Annotated in this window: 21 protein-coding genes; 7 read left to right on the plus strand and 14 right to left on the minus strand. The window is 72.1% G+C overall.

The genetic code is table 11. From position 1 onward, the window contains the following. Positions 1–11: 11 nt before the first annotated feature. From ACIQOE_RS20180 to ACIQOE_RS20200, 5 genes are all read right to left on the minus strand, one after another. A complete protein-coding gene (locus ACIQOE_RS20180) occupies positions 12–191 on the minus strand; it encodes a hypothetical protein (protein WP_351326529.1) in 180 nt (59 codons plus the stop codon). 91 nt (positions 192–282) lie between these two features. Then, a complete protein-coding gene (locus ACIQOE_RS20185) occupies positions 283–1,233 on the minus strand; it encodes a cytochrome c oxidase assembly protein (RefSeq protein WP_401412747.1) in 951 nt (316 codons plus the stop codon). 161 nt (positions 1,234–1,394) lie between these two features. Beyond that, positions 1,395–2,420, minus strand: a complete 1,026-nt coding sequence (locus tag ACIQOE_RS20190; protein WP_351326524.1) for a 6-phosphofructokinase — start codon at positions 2,418–2,420, stop codon at positions 1,395–1,397. A gap of 180 nt (positions 2,421–2,600) precedes the next feature. Next, positions 2,601–3,329 carry a glutamine amidotransferase gene (locus tag ACIQOE_RS20195; protein ID WP_351326522.1) on the minus strand — a complete coding sequence of 243 codons (729 nt, stop codon included), beginning with the start codon at positions 3,327–3,329 and terminating at the stop codon, positions 2,601–2,603. 23 nt (positions 3,330–3,352) lie between these two features. After that, positions 3,353–4,591 (minus strand): MurT ligase domain-containing protein, encoded by a 1,239-nt coding sequence (locus tag ACIQOE_RS20200; protein WP_351326521.1) that lies wholly within the window; start codon positions 4,589–4,591, stop codon positions 3,353–3,355. Positions 4,592–4,741: 150 nt separating this feature from the next. Between ACIQOE_RS20200 and def the strand changes: the two genes are divergently transcribed. Then, positions 4,742–5,281: a peptide deformylase gene (gene def / locus ACIQOE_RS20205; protein WP_351326519.1), complete on the plus strand. Its 540-nt coding sequence runs from the start codon at positions 4,742–4,744 to the stop codon at positions 5,279–5,281. A gap of 61 nt (positions 5,282–5,342) precedes the next feature. On the opposite strand, the gene ACIQOE_RS20210 is transcribed toward def, so the two are convergent. Beyond that, entirely contained in the window at positions 5,343–5,987 is a 645-nt protein-coding gene (locus ACIQOE_RS20210) for a TetR family transcriptional regulator (RefSeq protein ID WP_351326518.1), read from the minus strand. Positions 5,988–6,159: 172 nt separating this feature from the next. Between ACIQOE_RS20210 and ACIQOE_RS20215 the strand changes: the two genes are divergently transcribed. Beyond that, complete coding sequence (locus tag ACIQOE_RS20215) at positions 6,160–7,386, plus strand: acyl-CoA dehydrogenase family protein (RefSeq protein WP_401412750.1); 1,227 nt, start codon at positions 6,160–6,162, stop codon at positions 7,384–7,386. Between the two features lie 30 nt (positions 7,387–7,416). Here the strand turns inward: ACIQOE_RS20215 and ACIQOE_RS20220 are convergent, their stop codons facing one another. The 8 genes from ACIQOE_RS20220 to ACIQOE_RS20255 form a co-directional block, all read right to left on the minus strand. Next, positions 7,417–7,938 (minus strand): cupin domain-containing protein, encoded by a 522-nt coding sequence (locus ACIQOE_RS20220; protein WP_351326515.1) that lies wholly within the window; start codon positions 7,936–7,938, stop codon positions 7,417–7,419. Positions 7,939–7,945: 7 nt separating this feature from the next. After that, positions 7,946–9,196, minus strand: coding sequence for a cytochrome P450 (locus ACIQOE_RS20225; protein ID WP_351326513.1), 1,251 nt, complete (start codon positions 9,194–9,196; stop codon positions 7,946–7,948). A gap of 5 nt (positions 9,197–9,201) precedes the next feature. Then, complete coding sequence (locus tag ACIQOE_RS20230; protein ID WP_351933297.1) at positions 9,202–10,266, minus strand: type III polyketide synthase; 1,065 nt, start codon at positions 10,264–10,266, stop codon at positions 9,202–9,204. A 486-nt stretch (positions 10,267–10,752) separates the two neighbouring features. Then, positions 10,753–10,989 carry a DUF6213 family protein gene (locus ACIQOE_RS20235; protein ID WP_351326511.1) on the minus strand — a complete coding sequence of 79 codons (237 nt, stop codon included), beginning with the start codon at positions 10,987–10,989 and terminating at the stop codon, positions 10,753–10,755. Positions 10,990–11,013: 24 nt separating this feature from the next. After that, on the minus strand, positions 11,014–12,399 hold the full coding sequence (locus tag ACIQOE_RS20240) for an NADP-dependent succinic semialdehyde dehydrogenase (RefSeq protein ID WP_401412754.1): 1,386 nt from the start codon (positions 12,397–12,399) through the stop codon (positions 11,014–11,016). Positions 12,400–12,474: 75 nt separating this feature from the next. After that, on the minus strand, positions 12,475–12,942 hold the full coding sequence (locus tag ACIQOE_RS20245; protein WP_362642023.1) for an NUDIX domain-containing protein: 468 nt from the start codon (positions 12,940–12,942) through the stop codon (positions 12,475–12,477). After that, entirely contained in the window at positions 12,939–14,477 is a 1,539-nt protein-coding gene (locus tag ACIQOE_RS20250) for an ATP-dependent DNA ligase (RefSeq protein WP_401412756.1), read from the minus strand. Before ACIQOE_RS20250 ends, ACIQOE_RS20245 begins: the two co-directional genes overlap by 4 nt. A 29-nt stretch (positions 14,478–14,506) precedes the next feature. Then, positions 14,507–15,436 (minus strand): NAD(P)/FAD-dependent oxidoreductase, encoded by a 930-nt coding sequence (locus ACIQOE_RS20255; RefSeq protein WP_401412759.1) that lies wholly within the window; start codon positions 15,434–15,436, stop codon positions 14,507–14,509. 78 nt (positions 15,437–15,514) lie between these two features. Between ACIQOE_RS20255 and ACIQOE_RS20260 the strand changes: the two genes are divergently transcribed. From ACIQOE_RS20260 to ACIQOE_RS20280, 5 genes are all read left to right on the plus strand, one after another. After that, positions 15,515–16,090, plus strand: coding sequence for an XRE family transcriptional regulator (locus ACIQOE_RS20260; RefSeq protein WP_351326502.1), 576 nt, complete (start codon positions 15,515–15,517; stop codon positions 16,088–16,090). Positions 16,091–16,181: 91 nt separating this feature from the next. Continuing rightward, a complete protein-coding gene (locus ACIQOE_RS20265) occupies positions 16,182–17,150 on the plus strand; it encodes an NADPH:quinone oxidoreductase family protein (protein WP_401412761.1) in 969 nt (322 codons plus the stop codon). After that, the gene (locus ACIQOE_RS20270) at positions 17,147–18,328 is read left to right on the plus strand and encodes an acyl-CoA dehydrogenase family protein (protein WP_401412763.1); all 1,182 of its coding nucleotides are present in this window, start codon (positions 17,147–17,149) and stop codon (positions 18,326–18,328) included. The genes ACIQOE_RS20265 and ACIQOE_RS20270 overlap by 4 nt, the downstream gene beginning before the upstream one ends. Then, a complete protein-coding gene (locus ACIQOE_RS20275) occupies positions 18,325–19,398 on the plus strand; it encodes an acyl-CoA dehydrogenase family protein (RefSeq protein WP_401412765.1) in 1,074 nt (357 codons plus the stop codon). Before ACIQOE_RS20270 ends, ACIQOE_RS20275 begins: the two co-directional genes overlap by 4 nt. Before the next feature lie 191 nt (positions 19,399–19,589). Next, the gene (locus ACIQOE_RS20280) at positions 19,590–19,784 is read left to right on the plus strand and encodes a hypothetical protein (RefSeq protein WP_351326497.1); all 195 of its coding nucleotides are present in this window, start codon (positions 19,590–19,592) and stop codon (positions 19,782–19,784) included. Positions 19,785–19,824: the final 40 nt, after the last annotated feature.

Below are 19,824 nucleotides of genomic sequence, written 5' to 3' on the forward strand. Positions count from 1 at the left end.
CGTGCGGCCCGTCAGCCGCTCTGGGTGACCACCATCGCGAGCGTCAGCAGGCCCAGCACCACCCACCCGAACCAGAGCCAGCCGTTGCTGCCGAGCGCCACCGTGTAGGCCGTGACGACCACGAGCCCGCCCACGGTGAGGACGCCCATCGCCTTGGTGGAACCGTTCGAGCCGTTCGCAGAACCGGGCATCGCGACACCCTCCTCGTGGTCCGACTCCCTCCATGGTGCCCCGGTTCCGCTCCGGGCGGGACGGGGCGGGCGAGAACGGTGTGGGCGGCCCTCAGGTTCCGCGGGTGTTGAGCGAGGCCAGGTACGCGTTGTAGGCCTCCAGCTCCTTGTCGCCGTCCCGGTCCGCGGCGCGGTCGGTGCGGCGGGCCTGACGCTGCTCGGAGCCGTACCACTGGAACAGCAGGGCGATGAGCACCAGCACCGAGGGGACCTCGCTGAAGGCCCAGGCGATGCCGCCGGCCGCGGTCTGGTCGGACAGCGCGTCGATGCCGAGCGAGGCGGGCGGGTGCTCGAACGTCGAGACCATGGGCTCCGAGCCCATCATCAGCGCGATGCCGAAGAACGCGTGGAACGGCATGCCCGCGAACAGCTCCAGCATCCGCATCAGGTATCCGGGCCGGTGCGGTCCCGGGTCGACGCCGATGATCGGCCAGAAGAAGACCACGCCGACGGCCAGGAAGTGCACCATCATCGCGATGTGCCCCGCCTTCGATCCCATCAGGAAGTCGAACAGCGGGGTGAAGTAGAGCGCGTAGAGGCTCGCGATGAACAGCGGGATCGTGAAGGCGGGATGGGTGATGATCCGCATGTACCGGCTGTGCAGCAGCGCCAGCAGCAGTTCGCGGGGCCCCTTGCGCCCCTTCCCCGCGACGGGCAGCGCGCGCAGCGCGAGGGTCACCGGGGCACCCAGCAGGATCAGGATCGGCGACAGCATGCTGATGACCATGTGCTGCACCATGTGCACGCTGAACATGACCATCCCGTAGTCGTTCAGCCCGGTGCACATCACCAGCATGACGGTGAGCACTCCGGCGACGAACGACACCGTGCGCCCGACGGACCACGCGTCCCCGCGCCGCCGCAGCCGCACCACACCAAAGCCGTACAGCGCGAGCCCCGCGACACAGGCCACGAGGAAGAAGGGATCCGCCGACCACTCAAGACCCCGCCCCAGCGTGAACGGCGGCAAGTCCATGGTCATGCCGTGCCCGCTGTGATCCATCCGCCGGCTCCTGATTCGTGGGGGGTTGTACGTTTCTGCCGCCCCAAGAGTAGAACCGGCCGCGGCCACCTCGACGACCGGGGGTACCCCCAGCCGAAGGCTGGGGGAGGAACTGCGCGACCAGCCCCCACGCACCCGCACCCGGCGAACGGCGGTGACCCTTACAGCACCGTCTCCGCCTCGTCGTACCGCTGCGCGGGCACCGTCTTCAGCGTCTCCACCGCCTCGGCGAGCGGCACCATCGCGATGTCCGTCCCCCGCAGCGCGGTCATGTGGCCGAACTCCCCGCGGTGCACGGCCTCCACCGCGTGCCACCCGAACCGCGTCGCCAGCACCCGGTCGTACGCCGTCGGCGTCCCGCCCCGCTGCACGTGTCCGAGGATGACCGGCCGCGCCTCCTTGCCGAGCCGGTGCTCCAGCTCGACGGAGAGCTGCCGGGCGATCCCGGCGAACCGCTCGTGGCCGTAGATGTCCTTGCCGCCCTCGTCGAAGGCCATCGTGCCCGCCTTCGGCTTGGCCCCCTCCGCCGCGACGACGATCGCGAACCGCTTGCCGGCCTCGAACCGCTCGCCGACCCGGCGGGCCAGCTCGTCGATGTCGAAGGGCCGCTCCGGCACGACGATGGCGTGCGCGCCGGCCGCCATACCGGAGTGCAGCGCGATCCAGCCGGTGTGCCGGCCCATGACCTCGACGACGAGGACCCGCTGGTGGGACTCGGCGGTGGTCTTCAGCCGGTCGAGGGCGTCGGTCGCGACGCCCACGGCCGTGTCGAAGCCGAAGGTGACGTCGGTGACGGCGATGTCGTTGTCGATCGTCTTCGGCACGCCCACGATCGGCAGGCCGGCGTCGGACATCAGCCGGGCCGCCTTCAGCGTGCCCTCACCGCCGATCGGGATGACGGCGTCGAGACCGAGTTCGGCGACATGGCCCCGGGCCCGCTCCACGCCGTCCCGCAGGTGCGAGGGCTGGACCCGGGAGGAGCCGAGGATCGTGCCGCCGCGGGCCAGGATGCCCGCCACGGCGTCGAGGTCGAGCTTGAGATAGTCGCATTCCAGAAGGCCCTTCCAGCCGTCCCGGAAGCCGATGACCTCGTCGCCGTGGTCGACGACGGCACGGTGCACGACGGACCGGATGACGGCGTTCAGGCCGGGGCAGTCGCCGCCGGACGTGAGGACACCAATGCGCATAGCCCGAAACAACCTTCTTCACGTGGGCCGAGGACCGGACCACGCTGTCCGGCTGACATCGCCGTCACCCTACCGGCGGGAGGGGGTCCCGCCGTACCGGGCGTCCGCCTGCTGGACGCACCCGCACATGTGAGCGGACACCCCGTCAGGCGGGCCCGGACGCCACGTCCGCGGTACGGCTCAGGCGGGCTGCTCGGCGGCCGCGATGCGCTCGGTGCGCAGCGCCTCGTACCACCGGTCGTCGATCGGCGGCAGCGCGTTGACGTCGAGCGCCAGCTTCAGCAGCAGGTCGGCGATGAGCGGGTTGCGGGCGAGCACGGGGCCGTGCATGTACGTGCCGAAGACGGTGTCGTTGTACGCGCCCTCGGTGCCGTCCCCGGTGCCGTTGCCCTTGCCCAGCCGGACCCGGGCGAGCGGGCGGGCGGTGGGGCCGAGCTGGGTGACGCCCTGGTGGTTCTCGAAGCCGGTCAGCGGGGGCAGCCCGAGCCGCGGGTCGATGTCGCCGAGGACGTCACCGACACACCGCTCGCCGGTGCCGCGCACGGTCGTCACGTCGAGCAGGCCGAGGCCCGGCTCCCGCTGCCCGAGGTCGTTGATGAACTCGTGGCCGAGGATCTGGTAGCCGGCGCACACCGAGAACACGATCGCGCCGTTCTCGACGGCCCGGTACAGGTGTCCGTCACGGCGCAGCCGCTCGGCGGCGAGCCGCTGCGGACGGTCCTCGCCGCCGCCGATCAGGTAGATGTCTCCCGAGGTCGGGATCGGCTGGTCGCTGCGGACGTCCAGCCGGGCCACGTCGAGACCGCGCTGCCGCGCCCTGCGCTCCACGACGAGGGCATTGCCCTGGTCGCCGTAGGTGCTGAGCAGATCCGGGTAGATCCACACCAGCCGCAGTTGGTTGTCGCTCATCAATGATCGTCCTTCGGGGTCAGTCAGTTGCCGACGCGGCGGCGCAGATCCTGGAACGCGGTGTAGTTCGCGATGACCTCGATGCGCCCGGGCGGGCACATCTGCACGGCCTGGTCGAGGGAGTCGCAGACCTGGAAGTGCTGGTTCGCGACCTCCAGACGCACCGCGAGGTCGAGCTTGCGGTCGCCGAGCACGAAGATCGGGTGGCCGGTGAGGCGGGTGTAGTCCACGTCCCACAGCCAGGAGGTGTCGGTGCCGTCCGCGCCGCGTGCGTTCACGGACAGGATCACCGGGGCCGGCGGCGGGTCGATCAGCGAGAACGTCTCCAGCCAGCCGGCCGGGTTCTTCGCGAGCAGCAGCCGCAGGTCACGGCCCTGGAACTGGACGACGTCGTACCGTCCGGCGACGGCCTGCACCTGGTACATGCGCTCCAGGGCGACCTGCGGCGGCACCCCGAAGACGGCGGCGACGGCGGCCGAGGAGGCCGCGTTGGCCTTGTTGGCGCGTCCCGGCAGCTGGAGGTGGATCGGCCAGGCGGATCCGTGCGGGTCCAGGACGTGGTCCCCGGAGAGCACCCAGCTCGGGGTCGGCCGCCGGAACCCGCACTCGCCGCAGAACCAGTCGTCGCCCGGGCGCTGCATCACACCGCCGCAGGACGGGCAGGACCAGGCGTCGTCCTTCCACATCTGCCCGGCGGCGACCCAGACCACGTTGGGGGAGGAGGACGCGGCCCACACCACCAGCGGGTCGTCGCAGTTCGCCACGATGACCGCCTTGCAGCCGGCCAGGCCCTCCCGCCAGTTCTCGGCGAGCATGCGGGTCTCGGCGGCGCGGTCCAGCTGGTCGCGGGAGAGGTTGAGCAGCGCGATGCACTTCGGGTCGGTGTCCCGGGCCACACCGGCGAGGTACTTCTCGTCGACCTCGATCACGCCGAACTTGGCCTCGGAGCCGCCGGCCAGCGCCGAGGTGATGCCGGCGGGCATGTTGGCGCCGAGCGCGTTGGAGACGACCGGTCCCGCGGCCTTGAGCGCCTCGGCGATGAGCCGGGTGGTCGTCGTCTTGCCGTTGGTCGCCGAGACGAGCGTGACGTCCAGGTTCTGGGCGAGCCGGGCGAGAAGGTCGGGGTCGAGTTTGAGTGCGACCCGGCCGCCGATCACGGATCCGCTGCCGCGCCCCGCGGCACGGGACGCCGCTGCGACCGCCTTCCCGGCGGTCACGGCGATCTTGGCCCGCGGCGTGAGCGGGTCCGAGTTGCCTGCCATCAGTTCTCGATCCTCCTTGACTACGCGCCGCGCATCAGCCATCCGGCAACGTGGTGTGCACCTCAGCCTATCGAGATCTATTCGCACACCCGAATTCCGGCCCTCGCCGCGCGGCGGGCGGGGGCTGATTCGAACCGTACCCTTGCGGTCATGCGACAAGGTTCCATTCCGGGCGTCCGCGGGCGGGTCCGGCCCCTCACCCTGTTCGGCGACCCCGTGCTGCACGCCCGCTGCGCGGACGTCACCGGCTTCGGCCCCGAACTCTCCCGTCTGGTGGAGGACTTGTTCGCGACGATGTACGCCTCGGAGGGCGTGGGCCTGGCGGCCAACCAGGTGGGTGAGTCGCTGCGGGTGTTCGTCTTCGACTGCCCGGACGACGAGGACGTACGGCATCTGGGCCATGTGGTGAATCCCCGCCTGGTGACGGCGGACGGCGTGACGGTCCGCGGCCCGGAGGGCTGCCTGTCCCTGCCGGGCCTGGAGGCGGGCACGGAACGGTACGACCACGCGGTGGTGGAGGGCTTCACGGCCGCGGGGGAGCCCGTCACGATCGACGGGACGGGTTTCTTCGCGAGGTGTCTGCAGCACGAGACGGACCACCTGGAGGGCCGCGTGTACGCGGACCGCGTGACGGGCCTGCGCGGGCGCAGGCTCATGCGGCAGGTGGCCAGGGCTCCTTGGCACCGGTGAGCGGACCGGCCGCCGCGCGGGCGCACCGGGCCCCGCCGCCGGCCTGCCGGACCCCGCCGGCTCAGAACCCCGGCCCGCCCACCTTGTCGCCCGCGGCCGCCAGCCTGCCCCACAGCAGGTCGGCCAGACTCTTCACCAGTTCCGCACGTGTGCAGGGCCGTTCCCCCAGCCACCAGTCGCCGGCCGCGTGCATCATGCCGACGATGCCGTGGCCCCACACGCGGGCAAGGAGCTGGCTCCCGGGGCCCAGATCCAGCCGTTCCTCGATGACCTGCGCCAGCTCCTCACCCATCCGGCGCAGCAGCGGGGCCGAGTGCTGGCCGACGTCGAATCCCTGGTCGGAGCCGGTGCTGCCGTCCGCGGGATGCATCAGGAACCGGTACACCTGGGGCCGTGCCTCGATCGCCGCGAGGTAGGTGTCCAGGGTCGCCTCGACCCGCTCGCGGCGCTCCGCGGGAGCGTCCAGCGCGGCCCGCAGCGAGTTCAGCAGCGCGTCGGTGTGCCGGGTGGCCAGGGCCGCGTAGAGTCCGCTCTTGTCGCCGAAGTGGCGGTAGAGGATCGGCTTGGTGATGCCGGCCTCCGCCGCGATGGCGTTCATGGAGGCCTGCGGGCCGTCGCGCAGCACCACGCGGTCGGCCGCCTCCAGCAGCTCCCGCCGCCGGCGGTCGGCTGATCGCTGCTGTTCGGTCCGTTGTGTGGTGTCCATTGGCTCTCCCCACCCCGTGCTGTTTCGGTGACGCCTGCGCAAACTAACACCTGACGGCCGACCCATCTCGAACTGGCTGCCGAGGTGACCTTGGGAGTTGACTTTTCCTACCGACGAGTAACAGACTTCAGTTACCGCTAGTAACACATTATGCGCCGCCGCTGGAGGGGTCATGGCCGAGTTCACCATGGAGCTCAACGACGAACAGAAGGAGGTCAGGGACTGGCTGCACGGCTTCGCCGCCGACGTCATCCGCCCCGCGGCCGCCGAATGGGACGAGCGTGAGGAGACTCCCTGGCCGGTCATCCAGGAGGCCGCGAAGGTAGGCATCTACTCCCTCGACTTCTACGCCCAGCAGTACTTCGACGCCACCGGTCTCGGCATCCCGATGGCCATGGAGGAGCTGTTCTGGGGCGACGCGGGCATCGCCCTGTCCATCGTGGGCACGGGTCTGGCCGCCGTCGGCGTCCTCGCCAACGGTACCGAGGAGCAGATCGGCACCTGGATCCCGCAGATGTACGGCGATCCCAATGACGTCAAGGTCGCCGCGTTCTGCTCCTCCGAGCCCGACGCCGGCTCCGACGTGGCCTCCATGCGCACCCGGGCCGTCTACGACGAGGCCAAGGACGAGTGGGTGATCAACGGCACGAAGACCTGGGCGACCAACGGCGGCATCGCCAACGTCCACGTGGTCGTCGCGGTGGTCGACCCGGAGCTCGGTTCCAAGGGCCACGCGTCCTTCATCGTCCCGCCGGGGACGCCCGGGCTCAGCCAGGGCCAGAAGTTCAAGAAGCACGGCATCCGTGCCTCGCACACCGCCGAGGTCGTCCTGGACGACGCCCGGGTGCCGGGCTCCTGCCTGCTCGGCGGCAAGGAGAAGCTGGACGAGCGGCTCGCCCGTGCCCGGGAGCGGGCGAAGTCGGGCGGCGAGCGGGTCAAGAACGCCGCGATGGCGACGTTCGAGGCCTCGCGTCCCGCCGTCGGCGCGATGGCCGTCGGCACGGCTCGCGCCGCCTACGAGGTCGCCCTCGACTACGCGAGGACCCGCGAGCAGTTCGGGCGCCCGATCATCGACAACCAGGGCGTCGCCTTCCAGCTCGCGGACATGCGTACGTCCATCGACGCCGCCCGGCTGCTGGTGTGGCGTGCGTCCTGGATGGCGGTGAACGGGAAGCCGTTCACCGCCGCCGAGGGCTCGATGTCGAAGCTGTTCGCCAGCGAGACCGCGAAGAAGGTCACCGCCCAGGCCATCCAGATCCTGGGCGGCAACGGCTACACGCGGGAGTACCCGGTCGAGCGGATGCACCGCGACGCGGCGATTTATACGATCTTCGAAGGGACGAGCGAGGTGCAGCGGCTGGTGATCGCCCGCACGCTGTCGGGGATGCCGATCCGGTAGCTCCCGGCGCCCCCGGACAGGCGGGCACGCTCACCGGTGCTTCAGAGGGGTGAGCTGCTCGATGTCGTAGCGCTTGCGGAGTGCCTCGATGGCCTCGTGGTCCGGCGGACCGGCGCTGTTCAGGATCTCCAGCAGTTCCTCGAAGTACCGCTCGTGCTCGGGCGGCGGGGACGCCTGGAAGAACATCCGCGCCGGGCTGTTCGTCGGATTGGCGAAGGCGTGCGGGCAGCCGGGAGGTACCGCGATCAGCGTGCCCGGTGTCGCCCGCACCACCCGCGTGCCCGAACTCGACTCCCACTTCTGCCAGTTGTCGGGGGTGCGGATGCGAGGCTCGAAGGCGAGGACGTCCAGCTCGCCTTCGAGGACGTAGAACAGTTCCTCGCTGCGGGTGTGCACATGGGCGCCCACGTCGAAGCCCGGCGGCACCTCCACCTCGAAGGTGGAGGCCATCCGCGAGTGCGTGCCCGTCACCTTGAAGGTGACGCGCTGGGCCGGTGTGTGGACGACACGTCCGTGTCCCGGCGGTACGAGAAGTCCCTCGGTCGTGGTCATGGGCACCTCACCACGCCACCGGAAGGGTTTCGGGCCCGCGGATCAACGCGCCCTTCCTGAAGGGCACCTGGTCCGCGGGCACGGCCAGCCGCAGCCCGGGAAGCCGGTCGACCAATGCGTCCACCAGGAGTTCCTCCTCCAGCCTGCCGAGCTGTCCGCCCGGGCAGTAGTGCGGGCCGAACCCGAACGAGACGTGCGGGTTGGGACTGCGGGTGAAGTCGATCGTCCCGGGGTCAGGGAAGACGTCGGGATCGCGGTTGGCGGCCAGGTAGGAGACGTAGACGGCGTCCCCCGCCCGGATCCGCACGCCCTTGATGTCCACGTCCTCAAGGGCGATCCGGGACAGCCCGACCGCGCTGCGGTGCGGTATCCAGCGCAGCAGCTCGTCGATCGCCCGCGGGCGGATCTCCGGCTCGGTGCGCAGCCGGTCGAGCAGGTCGGGCCGGGTCAGCAGCAGGTAGAACATCTGCCCGCTGTTGTTGGTGACCGCCTCGCCGCCGATCTGGAGGAGGACGGAGAGACCTACGGCCTCCTCCAGCGTGACCTCCCGGCGGCCCACGGCCGCGCCCAGCAGCGAGGTCACGTCCTCGCCCGTACTGTCCACCCGCAGGGCGATGAGGTCGGCGAAGTAGGCGCCCATCTCACGCTTGGCCCTCTCGCTGACCTCCTTGCCGTGGCTGGAGGACAGGATCAGCTGGGTCCAGAGGTGCATGGTGTGCCGGTCGGCGGCCGGAACCCCCATCACCTCGCAGATCACCGCGATGGGGAAGGGGCTCAGGACCGTCGCCGTCAGGTCGGCGGGCGGGCCCTGCCGGACGAGTCCGTCGACGAGCTGGTCCAGCATCACGCGGGCCTTGTCCCGGACCCGCTCGACGCCCTTGGAGGTGAGCGCGGGCGCCACGGCGCGGCGCAGCCGGGTGTGGTCGGGCGGATCGAGGAAACCGACCGCGCCGCGGTCCGGGATGAAGTGCGGGGCGAGCCGGGTGACCGGCTGCTCCATTACCGCCTCACGGCTGAAGCGCAGGTCGTTGGCGACCGCCCGTACGTCGTCGTACCGGGTGAGCAGCCAGGCCCAGCCCTCGCCGTTGGGCAGGCGGATCCGGGTGACCGGACCTTCCCGCATCAGCTCCGCCAGGGTGGGGTCGAAGTCCACCCCCGCCAGGTCCGGCACCTCCCAGTGCCGGACCGGGCAGGCGGCCACGCCGGGAGCCGCGCCGGCGGCCCCCTCGGCGGGGTCGAGTGGTTCGGTGACGGTCATCGCGGTCAGGCCGCCTCTTCGCCCGAGCGCCGCCAGCGACCCAGCGACATCTCCGCGGTGATGCCGGGACCGAAGCCGGCGAGCAGGCCGCGGGCCTGGGGTTCCGCGCCGCCCTCGTCGAACATCCGGCGCAGCGCGTCCAGGACGACGGCGCTCGCGATGTTGCCGTACTCGGTGAGCGTGGCGCGGCTGAACCGGAACGCGTGCGGATCGACCTTGAGGAACTTGCTCAGGTCGTCCAGGATCCGCGGCCCGCCGGCGTGGACGATGTAGAAGTCCAGGTCGGACGCGTTCCAGCCGTGCAGCCCCGCCAGGTCCTGGAGGGCCGGCGCCAGCGGCTCCATGGTCGCGGGCACCCGCTTGTCCAGCAGGAAGTGGAATCCGGTGGCCCGGACGTCGTACATGATCCACTCTTCGGTCTTGGGGATCAGGTACGAGCCGTTGCGTTCGAGCTCGACGCCGGTGCCGCCCTTGCCGCGGACCACGGCGGCGGCGATGCCGTCGCCGAACAGGCCGTTGGAGAGCAGCGAGCCGACGCCGAGGTCGGTCGGCTGGTAGCACAGCGAGCAGAACTCGCAGGCCACGATGAGCGCGTTGGCGTTCGGGTACGCGGTGCAGAAGTCGTGCGCCCGGTTGATCGCCGCTCCGCCCGCCGCGCAGCCGAGCTGGGCGATCGGGATCTGGCGGGTGGTGGAGTCGAAGTCCATCTCGTTGATCAGCCACGCGGTGAGCGAGGGCATCATGAAGCCCGTGCACGAGACGTAGATGATCACGTCGATGTCGCTGGTGAGCAGCTCGGCGTCGTCGAGCGCTCGCTGGATGACTGCGGGGACCCGCGACTTGGCCTCGACCTCGTAGAGCTTGTTGCGCTCCTCGAAGCCGGGGTGCTTGAGGGTCTCCTCGATCGGCTGCACGATGTGCCGGGTGCGAACGCCCGTGTTCTCGATCAGTCTCAGCGCCAGCGGCAGCTGCGGGTGGTTCTCATGGTGGGAGCGCGCCAGATCCAGCGTCTCCTCCATCGTGATCACGTACTCCGGGACCGACACTGAGGGTTTGCACAAAGTCGCCATGAACCGTGCCTGCTTTCAGCCTTCCGGTGGGTTTGCCCCGACCGGTCAGAGAGGTGGTTCACCTCAGGAGGTGGTTTTCTCACGATCACCCGAGAGAGCGACGATCTCGCGCCGGACTACTCCGAACCGGTGACCCGGTGTCAGGGCCGGATCGGCGCAGAGGTATCGGGACGCGGAGGCGGCGACGCCCGTCACGGCCGTTCAAAGGCCGAGAAGGACGAGGTCAGAGCCTGCTCAGGAGCCGGCCGCCCTGCCGTGGGTCCCGCCGGTGGCGGGCGGCCCGGCGAGCCGGGGGACCCTCGCCGCGCCGGGCCTCGAAAACACCGCGTGAACCGCGCCGTCCGCCGTGCGTTCCTGCATCTGGCGCAGCGGGCCGCCGGGGCGGGCGGTGGGGGTGAGGGGCGCCGGCCGACTCACGCGCCCCCGCCCGGCTGCCAGGCGTACCCGGCGTAGGTCTCGTGACCCGTCCCCGGTCCGGACCGCGAACTACCCCTGCTGCCCGCTGCTGTGGGCGATGCAGGCCACGTCGATCCGGTCGGCGAGCTTCGCCAGTTCGATGGTGAGCGCGGCCACCGTGTCCTCGTCCAGCCCGCTCTCCCCGGCCTCCACCAGCCGCACCCACCGTCCGCCCATGGTCCGCAGCAACTTACTCACGTCGGCGGCGGCCACCTGCAGGGTCCCGCGGTCGTCGACGATCAGAGGCAGAGTCACTTCCCGGTTCACACCCGGATCGTAGCCGCGTGACCCTCACGCACCCTGCCAAACGGTGGTGATGTTGCAGAACTCCCGGATTCCGTGCCCGGACAGCTCACGCCCGTACCCGGACCGCTTCACGCCGCCGAACGGGAACGCCGGGTGGGACGCGGTCATGCCGTTGACGAACACACCGCCCGCCTCCAGGTCCCGGACGAACCGGTCCATCTCGGCCTCGTCCCGCGTCCACACGTTCGAACTGAGCCCGAAGGGGGAGTCGTTGGCGATGAGGACCGCCTCGTCCAGGTCCCCGGCCCGGTAGAGCGTGGCCACCGGACCGAAGGCCTCCTCCCGGTGGATGCGCATGTCGCGGTGGATACCGGCCAGCACGGTCGGCGGATAGAACCAGCCGGGTCCCTCCGGCCGCTGCCCGCCGCACAGCACCTGTGCTCCCGACCGCTTGGCGTCGTCGACGAGTTCCTCCAGGTCGGCCCGCCCCTGCTCGCTGGCGAGCGGTCCCACGTCCGTGCCCTCGTCCATCGGGTCGCCCGTGCGCAGGGCCGCCATGCCCGCCACGAACCGCTCGGCGAAGGCGTCGTAGACGTCCGTGTGCACGATGAACCGCTTCGCGGCGATGCACGACTGCCCGTTGTTCTGGACCCGCGCGGTCACCGCGGTCCGCGCGGCGCGGTCGATGTCCGCCGACGGCATCACCACGTAGGGGTCGCTGCCGCCCAGTTCCAGCACCGTCTTCTTGATCATCTCGCCGGCGGTGGCGGCGACCGCGCGGCCCGCGGGTTCGCTGCCGGTGAGCGTGGCGGCCCGCACCCGCTCGTCGCGCAGGATCTCGTCGACCGCGCCGGAGCCGATCAGCAGGGTCTGGAAGCAGCCCTGCGGGAAGCCCGCCCGGTGGAAGAGGTCCTCCAGGTACAGGGCGGTCTGCGGCACGTTCGACGCGTGCTTGAGCAGCCCCACGTTGCCGGCCATCAGCGCCGGGGCGGCGAACCGGACCACCTGCCAGAGCGGGAAGTTCCACGGCATCACGGCCAGCACCGGCCCGATCGGGCGGTAACGCACCCGGACCCGGGACGCGCCCGAGTCCTTCACGTCCTGCTCCGCCGGTTCCTCGTCGGCCAGCAGTTCCTCCGCGTGGTCGGCGTACCAGCGCATCGCCTTCGCGCACTTCCCGGCCTCCGCGCGGGCCTGCGCGAGCGGCTTGCCCATCTCGGTGGTCATCGTGCGGGCGATGTCGTCCCGGTCCGCGTCCAGCAGGTCGGCGGCCCGGTGCAGCAGGCGGGCCCGTTCGGCGAAGGCGCTCGTGCGGTACGTGCGGAACGTCGCCTCGGCGAGTTCGAGCCGGCGTTCGAGTTCGTTCTCGTCCATGGCCTCGAACGTCTCGAGCGTCTCGCCTGTCGCCGGATTCACCGTCGCGATGGGCATGGCTGACCTCCCTGGGAGCGGGTTTGCTTCGACCTTGGCGCGCGTCCCGGTGGACCGCAACGCATGCGCGCCTGTTCAGTCCGTGTGCTCCGCCAGCCGGTCGAGAAACGCGGCCTGCGCCTTGACGATCACCTCACGCGCGCGGTCGGGAGAGAGCCAGGCCACCCGGTCCAGCTCCGGGAACTCCTGGATCCGGCCCGAGCGCGGCGGCCACTCCATCGTGAAGGTGCCGGGCTCCATCGCGGCCGGGTCCAGGTCCGCCTCGACGGCCCACACCGTCACGATCTTGCCGTTGCTCTGCCGGACCTCGCCGAGGGCGAGCGCCTCGCCGTCCGGCGGCGGCAGGCCCAGCTCCTCCTGGAACTCCCGGCGGGCCGCCTCCCACGGGGTCTCGCCGGGCTCGTACTCGCCCTTGGGGACGCTCCACGCGCCCGCGTCCTTCTTCGCGAAGAAGGGGCCGCCCATATGGCCGAGGAGTACCTCGACGCCGTGGCCGGTGTGCCGGAACAGCAGCAGTCCGGCGCTCCGCTTCGGTTCCGTCAACGCCGTACCTCCGGATGGGCGGCCAGCAGGGTCTCCACCGTATCGGCCTCCTCGGGCCGTTTGTCCTCGCGGTAGCGGACGACCCGGGCGAACCGCAGGGTGACGCCGGCCGGGTAGCGGGAGGACCTCTGCAGGCCGTCGTAGGCGATCTCGACGACGAGCGAGGGCCGTACGGTCACCACCCCGCCGTCGTCGGAGACCTCCAGTTCCTTCAGCCGGGCGGTCTGCCACTCCAGCATCGCGTCGGTCATGCCCTTGAAGGTCTTGCCGAGCATGGCGAAGCCGCCGTCCCGGGTGCGGGCGCCGAGGTGGAGGTTGGAGAGCCTGCCGGTGCGCCGGCCGTGTCCCCACTCGGCGGCCAGCACGACCAGGTCGAGGGTGTGCACCGGCTTGACCTTCAGCCAGGCGGCGCCCCGGCGGCCCGCGCTGTACGGGGCGTCCAGGGCCTTGACGACCACGCCCTCGTGGCCGCGTTCCAGGGTGGCCGCGAGGAACTCCTCGGCGGCGGCGGTGTCCCCGGGTGAGGAGACCAGCGCCCGGCGGACCCGCATCGGCTCCGGGACCAGCCGGGCCAGCTCGGTGTGCCGGTCGGCGAAGGGGAGGTCGAGGAGGTCGTGGTCGCCGGCCGAGAGCACGTCGAAGAAGACCGGGGAGACCGGGACCTCGCGGGCGGCCTTCGCCACGTCCGTCCGGGAGCCGACCCGGCCCGCCGTCTCCTGGAAGGACCGGGGCCGCCCGGCGGCGTCGAAGGAGATCACCTCGCCGTCCAGGATGAACCGGTCGCCCGGCAACTCCAGCGCGGCGGAGGTGACTTCGGGCAGGCGGTCGGTGATGTCGTCCAGCGTGCGGGTGTAGACGCGGACCGCGTCGCCGTCCCGGTGGACCTGGACCCGGATCCCGTCGAGCTTCTCCTCGACCGCGCACGTGCCCAGTTTGCCGACCGCCTCGGCGACCGAGGAGGCGGTGTGCGCGAGCATCGGCAGCACCGGGCGGCCGACGGTGAGCCGGAAGCGGGCGAGGGCCGCCGGGCCGTCCGCGAGCAGCGCCTCGGCCACCGTCTGGAGCGACCCGGCGAGCATCACCGCCCGCCGCACGCCGGCCGCGTCCGCGCCGGTCGCCTGCGCCAGCCCCTCGACGGCCACCGCGTCCAGGGCGCCCTGGCGGACCTCGCCGGTGATCAGTCCCAGCAGGAAGCGCTGCTCGGCGGCGGTCGCCGCACCCATCAAGGCGCCTACCAGGCGGGTGCGCTCGGCCTGCGAACCGGGCCCGGCCACCTTGCCCAGCTCGGTCAGCCGGGCGTCGACCTCGCGGACGGTGAGGACCGGCGCGGCGGCCGGCGGGACCGGGCGGCTCAGCACCTTCCAGCCGATGCCGAGGCGGCCCTGCGGGAGGCGGCCGGCCAGGTAGGGGATGACGACCGGCACGTCGTCCGGGGCCGTCTCCCGGAAGAGGTCGGCGAGCAGTGCGGTCTTGCGGGACCTGGCCGCCGTGGCGGCGACCTCACGGGACACTTCGGCGAGCCGGCTCAGCAGCATGCAGCCATGGTGCAACGGGCGGCCGCCGGCTACACCCGCACGGCGGCGTCCAGGTCGGCGAAGAGCAGCTCGCCGTTGATCGCCGCACCGGCCCGGTAGCCCCGGCTGGCCGCGTTGACCACCTGCTCGGCGAAGCCGCTCGCGTTCCCGGCCGCCCACAGGCCCGGCACGGTCGTCAGGCCCCGCTCGTCGATCACCGGGTAGGTGCCGAACGGCGTCTCGGCCAGTTCCGCGCCCAGCTCCACGAACAGGTCGTTGCGCGGGACCGGGCGCGGGGCCACGAAGAGGGCCCGGCGCGGGTGCGTGCTCCCGTCGGCGAGCCGGACGCCGGTGAACCGGTCGTCCTCGATCCGCAGCCCGGCGACCTCGCCCGGCACCACCCGGACCCCGGCCGCCGCCAGCCGCCGCCGGTCCTCCTCCGACAGGTCGCTCTCGGCGACCCGGTGCAGGAACAGCGTCACGTCCTTGGACCACTGGGTGACCATCAGCGCTTGGTGGGCGCTCATCACGGGGCCCGCGAGGACGCCGAAGGCCTGGTCGCGGACCTCCCAGCCGTGGCAGTACGGGCAGTGCAGCACGTCCCGGCCGAACCGCTCCGCGACCCCCGGCACGTCGGGCAGCTCGTCCCGCAGGCCGGTGGCGACCACCAGCTGCCGGGCCCCGACCCGCCGGCCGCTCGCCAGCGCCACCGTGAAGTCGCCGTCCCTGGACGCGCCCACGGCCCGGTCCCGGACCAGCTCCACGCCGTAGCGGGCGATCTCCTCGCGGCCGGCGGCCAGGAACTCCGCGGGCGGCATGCCGTCGCGGGTCAGAAAGCCCTGCATGTGGGCGGCGGGCGCGTTGCGCGGCTCCCCCGCGTCGACGACCAGGGTGCGGCGCCGGGCCCGGCCGAGGACCAGCGCGGCGCTCAGCCCGGCCGCACCGCCTCCGACGACGACCACTTCGTACCTGTCGGTCATGGTGACCACCTCCGTCGGCGACGGTCGCGCACTCCTGGCCGGATTGACAAACCTCTTTGCCGAAACTGCAATACGTTCATGACTACCGACGACGTTCTCGCGGGAGTGGGCCCCCGGCTGCGCAGGCTCCGCAAGGAGCGGGAGGTCACCCTCGCCGCCCTCTCCGAGACCACCGGCATCTCCGTCAGCACCCTCTCCCGGCTGGAGGCGGGGCTGCGCAAGCCCAGCCTGGAGCTGCTGCTGCCGATCGCGCAGGCCCACCAGGTGCCGCTGGACGAGCTGGTCGGCGCCCCGCCGGTCGGCGATCCCCGGGTGCGGGCCAAGCCGATGGAGCGGTACGGCCGCACGTTCTGGCCGCTGACCCGGCAGCCCGGCGGTCTCCAGGCCTTCAAGGTGGTCGAGCCCAGGCGGAAGCTCGATCCCGAGCCGCGCACCCATGAGGGGTACGAGTGGCTGTACGTGCTCTCCGGGAAGCTGCGGCTGGTGCTCGGCGACCACGACGTCGTCCTGGCGGCGGGGGAGGCGGCGGAGTTCGACACCCGGGTGCCGCACTGGTTCGGATCGACGGGGGAGGGGCCGGTGGAGTTCCTGAGCCTGTTCGGGCCGCAGGGGGAGCGGATGCACGTGCGGGCCCGGCCGAAGGGCGCGGCCTGACACGTCCGCCGTGCCGTCGGCTGTTCCCTCATCGGCAAGCGACCGCTTAGTATGCGATGGACCCCGACGAAGCAGTCTGTGGAGGCACCGCATGCAGGCATGGCAAGTGCACGAGAACGGCGAGCCGAGCGAGGTGATGCGGCTCCAGGAGACGGAGCGGCCCACCCCCGGCGACGGCCAGGTCCTGCTGAAGGTGCGTGCCGCCAACATCAACTTCCCCGACGTGCTGATGTGCCGGGGCCAGTACCAGGTGCGCCCGCCGCTGCCGTTCACCCCCGGCGTGGAGATCTGCGGCGAGACGGAGGACGGACGCCGGGTGATCGCCAACCCCGCGCTGCCCCACGGCGGTCTCGCCGAGTACGCGGTCGCGGACGCCGCCGCCCTGCTGCCCGCGCCCGACGCGCTGGACGACGCCGAGGCCGCCGCCCTGCACATCGGGTACCAGACGGGCTGGTTCGGACTGCACCGCAGGGCCGCGCTCCAGGCCGGCGAGACGCTGCTGGTGCACGCCGCCGCCGGCGGGGTCGGCAGCGCCGCCGTGCAGCTCGGCAAGGCGGCCGGGGCCACCGTGATCGGCGTGGTGGGCGGCGCCGGCAAGGCGGCCGTGGCACGCGAACTGGGCTGCGACGTCGTCGTCGACCGGCACGCCGAGGACGTGGTCGGCGCCGTCAAGGAGGCCACCGGCGGCCGGGGCGTCGACGTGATCTACGACCCGGTCGGCGGCGAGGCGTACACCCAGTCGGCCAAGACCGTCGCCTTCGAGGGCCGGATCGTCGTGGTCGGCTTCGCCAGCGGCACCATCCCGAGCCCCGCCCTCAACCACGCCCTGGTCAAGAACTACTCGATCCTCGGCCTGCACTGGGGCCTGTACGCCACCAAGAACCCGGCGCTGATCCTGGACTGCCACCGGCGGCTCACCGAACTGGCCGCGAGCGGCGCCGTCAAGCCGCTGGTGAGCGAGCGGGTCCCGCTGGCCGGGGCCGCGGACGCCGTGCAGCGGGTCGGCGACGGTGTCACCACCGGCCGGGTCACCGTCGTACCGAACGGAGCCGCGGCATGACCGACACCGCCGAACTCACCCGCCGCACGGCGGAGTTGCTGGCCGCCTTCCCGCCCGCCACGACGGACCGGCTGGACTTCCTCAGGGCCCGCTTCGACGCCGGACTCGCCTGGGTGCACTACCCGCAGGGCCTCGGCGGGCTCAGCGCCCCGCGCTCCCTCCAGGCCGTCGTGGACGCCGAGCTGGAGGCCGCCGGCGCCCCCGACAACGACGCGCGCCGCAACGGCATCGGACTGGGCATGGCCGCGCCGACCATCCTCAAGTACGGCACCGAGGAGCAGAAGCAGCGCTTTCTGCGGCCGCTGTGGACCGGCGAGGAGGTGTGGTGCCAGCTGTTCAGCGAGCCCGGCGCCGGCTCCGACCTGGCCGCGCTCGGCACCCGCGCGGCGCGGGAGGGCGACCAGTGGGTGGTCAACGGGCAGAAGGTGTGGACCTCCGGCGCCCACAACGCCCGCTGGGCCATCCTGATCGCCCGCACCGACCCGAACGTGCCCAAGCACGCCGGCATCACGTACTTCGTGTGCGACATGACCGACCCGGGCGTGGACGTCCGGCCGCTGCGGCAGATCACCGGCGAGGCCGAGTTCAACGAGGTCTTCCTCACCGACGTCCGCATCCCGGACTCCCGGCGCCTCGGGGAGGCCGGCGACGGCTGGCGGGTCGCGCAGACCACGCTGAACAACGAGCGCGTCGCCATCGGCGGGATGCGCCTGCCCCGCGAGGGCGGCATGATCGGCCCGGTCGCGCGGACCTGGCGCGAACGCCCCGACCTGCGCACCCACGACCTGCACCAGCGGATGCTGAAGCTGTGGGTCGAGACCGAGGTCGCCCGGCTCACCGCCGAGCGGCTGCGCCAGCAGCTGGTCGCCGGGCAGCCCGGCCCCGAGGGCGCCGGCATGAAGCTCGCCTTCGCCCGCCTCAACCAGGAGATCAGCGGCCTTGAGGTCGAACTCCGCGGCGAGGAGGGCCTGTTGTACGACGACTGGACCCTGCGGCGGCCGGAACTGGTGGACTTCGTCGGCCGCGACACCGGCTACCGCTACCTCCGTGCCAAGGGCAACAGCATCGAGGGCGGGACCAGCGAGGTCCTGCTGAACATCGTCGCCGAGCGCGTGCTGGGCCTGCCCGCCGAGCCGCGCACCGACAAGGACGTCGCCTGGAAGGACCTCGCCCGATGACCGACCTGCTGTACTCGGAGGAGGAAGAGGCGCTGCGGGCCGCGGTGCGGGACCTGCTGGCCGACCACTGCGACGCGCCGGGCGTCATCGCCCGCACCGAGTCGGACGCCCCGCACGACCTGGCCGCCTGGAAGGCGCTCACGGAGGGCATGGGGCTGGCCGGTCTGCTGGTGCCGGAGGACATGGGCGGCCAGGGCGCCTCGCACCGGGAGGCCGCCGTCGTCCTGGAGGAACTGGGCCGAGCGGTGGCGCCGGTGCCGTACCTGAGCAGTGCGGTGGTGGCCACGGAGGCGCTGCTGGCCTGCGGCGACGAGGAGTTGCTCGGGCAGCTGGCCTCGGGCCGGACGATCGGCGCCCTGGCCGTGGGCCTGCACGCCGCCCCGCACGCCGACTTCAGGACCGTACGGGTCGAAGAGGGCCTTCTGCACGGCGAGTTGACCGGCATCGCGGACGCGGTCGCCGCGGACGTCCTGCTGGTGCCCGGCGACGACGGCGGGCTGTACGCGGTCCCGGCGGCCGAGGCGCGGATCGTTCCGCAGGTGTCCTTCGACCTCACCCGGCCGCTCGCCACCGTCGTCCTCGACGGTGCCGCCGGACGCCGGGTGGGCGACGCCGGACCCGCCGTCCGCCGTGGCCTGCGGGCCGGGGCCGGGCTGCTGGCCTCCGAGCAGTTCGGGCTCGCCGACTGGGCGCTGACCGAGACCGTGCGGTACCTCAAGGAGCGCAAGCAGTTCAACCGGCCGGTGGGCGGGTTCCAGGCGCTCAAGCACCGGCTGGCGCAGCTGTGGCTGGAGGTGGTGAACCTGCGGGCCGCGGCGCGCGGGGCTGCCGACGCGCTGGCCCGGGGTGAGGACGCCGACGTGCTGGTGGCCGTCGCGCAGGCCTACGCGGGGCCGGTCGCCGTGCACGCCGCGGAGGAGGCGCTGCAACTGCACGCGGGCATCGGAATGACCTGGGAAAACCCCGTCCACCTGTATCTGAAGCGCGCCAAGGCGGACTCGATCGCGTTCGGTACGGCGGGCGCGCACCGCGAGGCGCTGGCCGAACTGGTCGATCTCCGGGCCCCCTGATCCCGGGCCGCCGGTCCACGGTTCCCGGCGCGGGACTTCCGCGCCGGGACCGGTCGGCACCCGAGCCGGCCGTCCGCCGGGCGTCGCGACACCACCCGATCGGGGGACGTGTCGACCGCACGGGCCTCCCCTCCGCTACGCCACACTTGCGGCCGAACGCCCTGGAACGGGCGTGGCGGAGGAGGTTCGCGATGGCCGTTTCCATCTCTGTGGTGCTGCTGCTCCTGTTGCTGGCCGTGCTGTTCATGCGCCAGGGCGGGCTGAAGATCTCGCACGCCCTGGTCTGCATGCTGCTCGGCTTCTACCTGGCCAGCACCAGCATGGCGCCCACCATCAGCAGCGGGCTCACCGCGACGGCCGACATGGTGAGCAGCCTGCGTCCGTGAGCCCGCGTCCGTGAGCCGGCGGAGGTGAGCCGGCGGACGC

Origin of the sequence: Streptomyces sp. NPDC091282 (genome assembly GCF_044757385.1) — a bacterium.
Lineage (GTDB): Bacteria > Actinomycetota > Actinomycetes > Streptomycetales > Streptomycetaceae > Streptomyces > Streptomyces gramineus.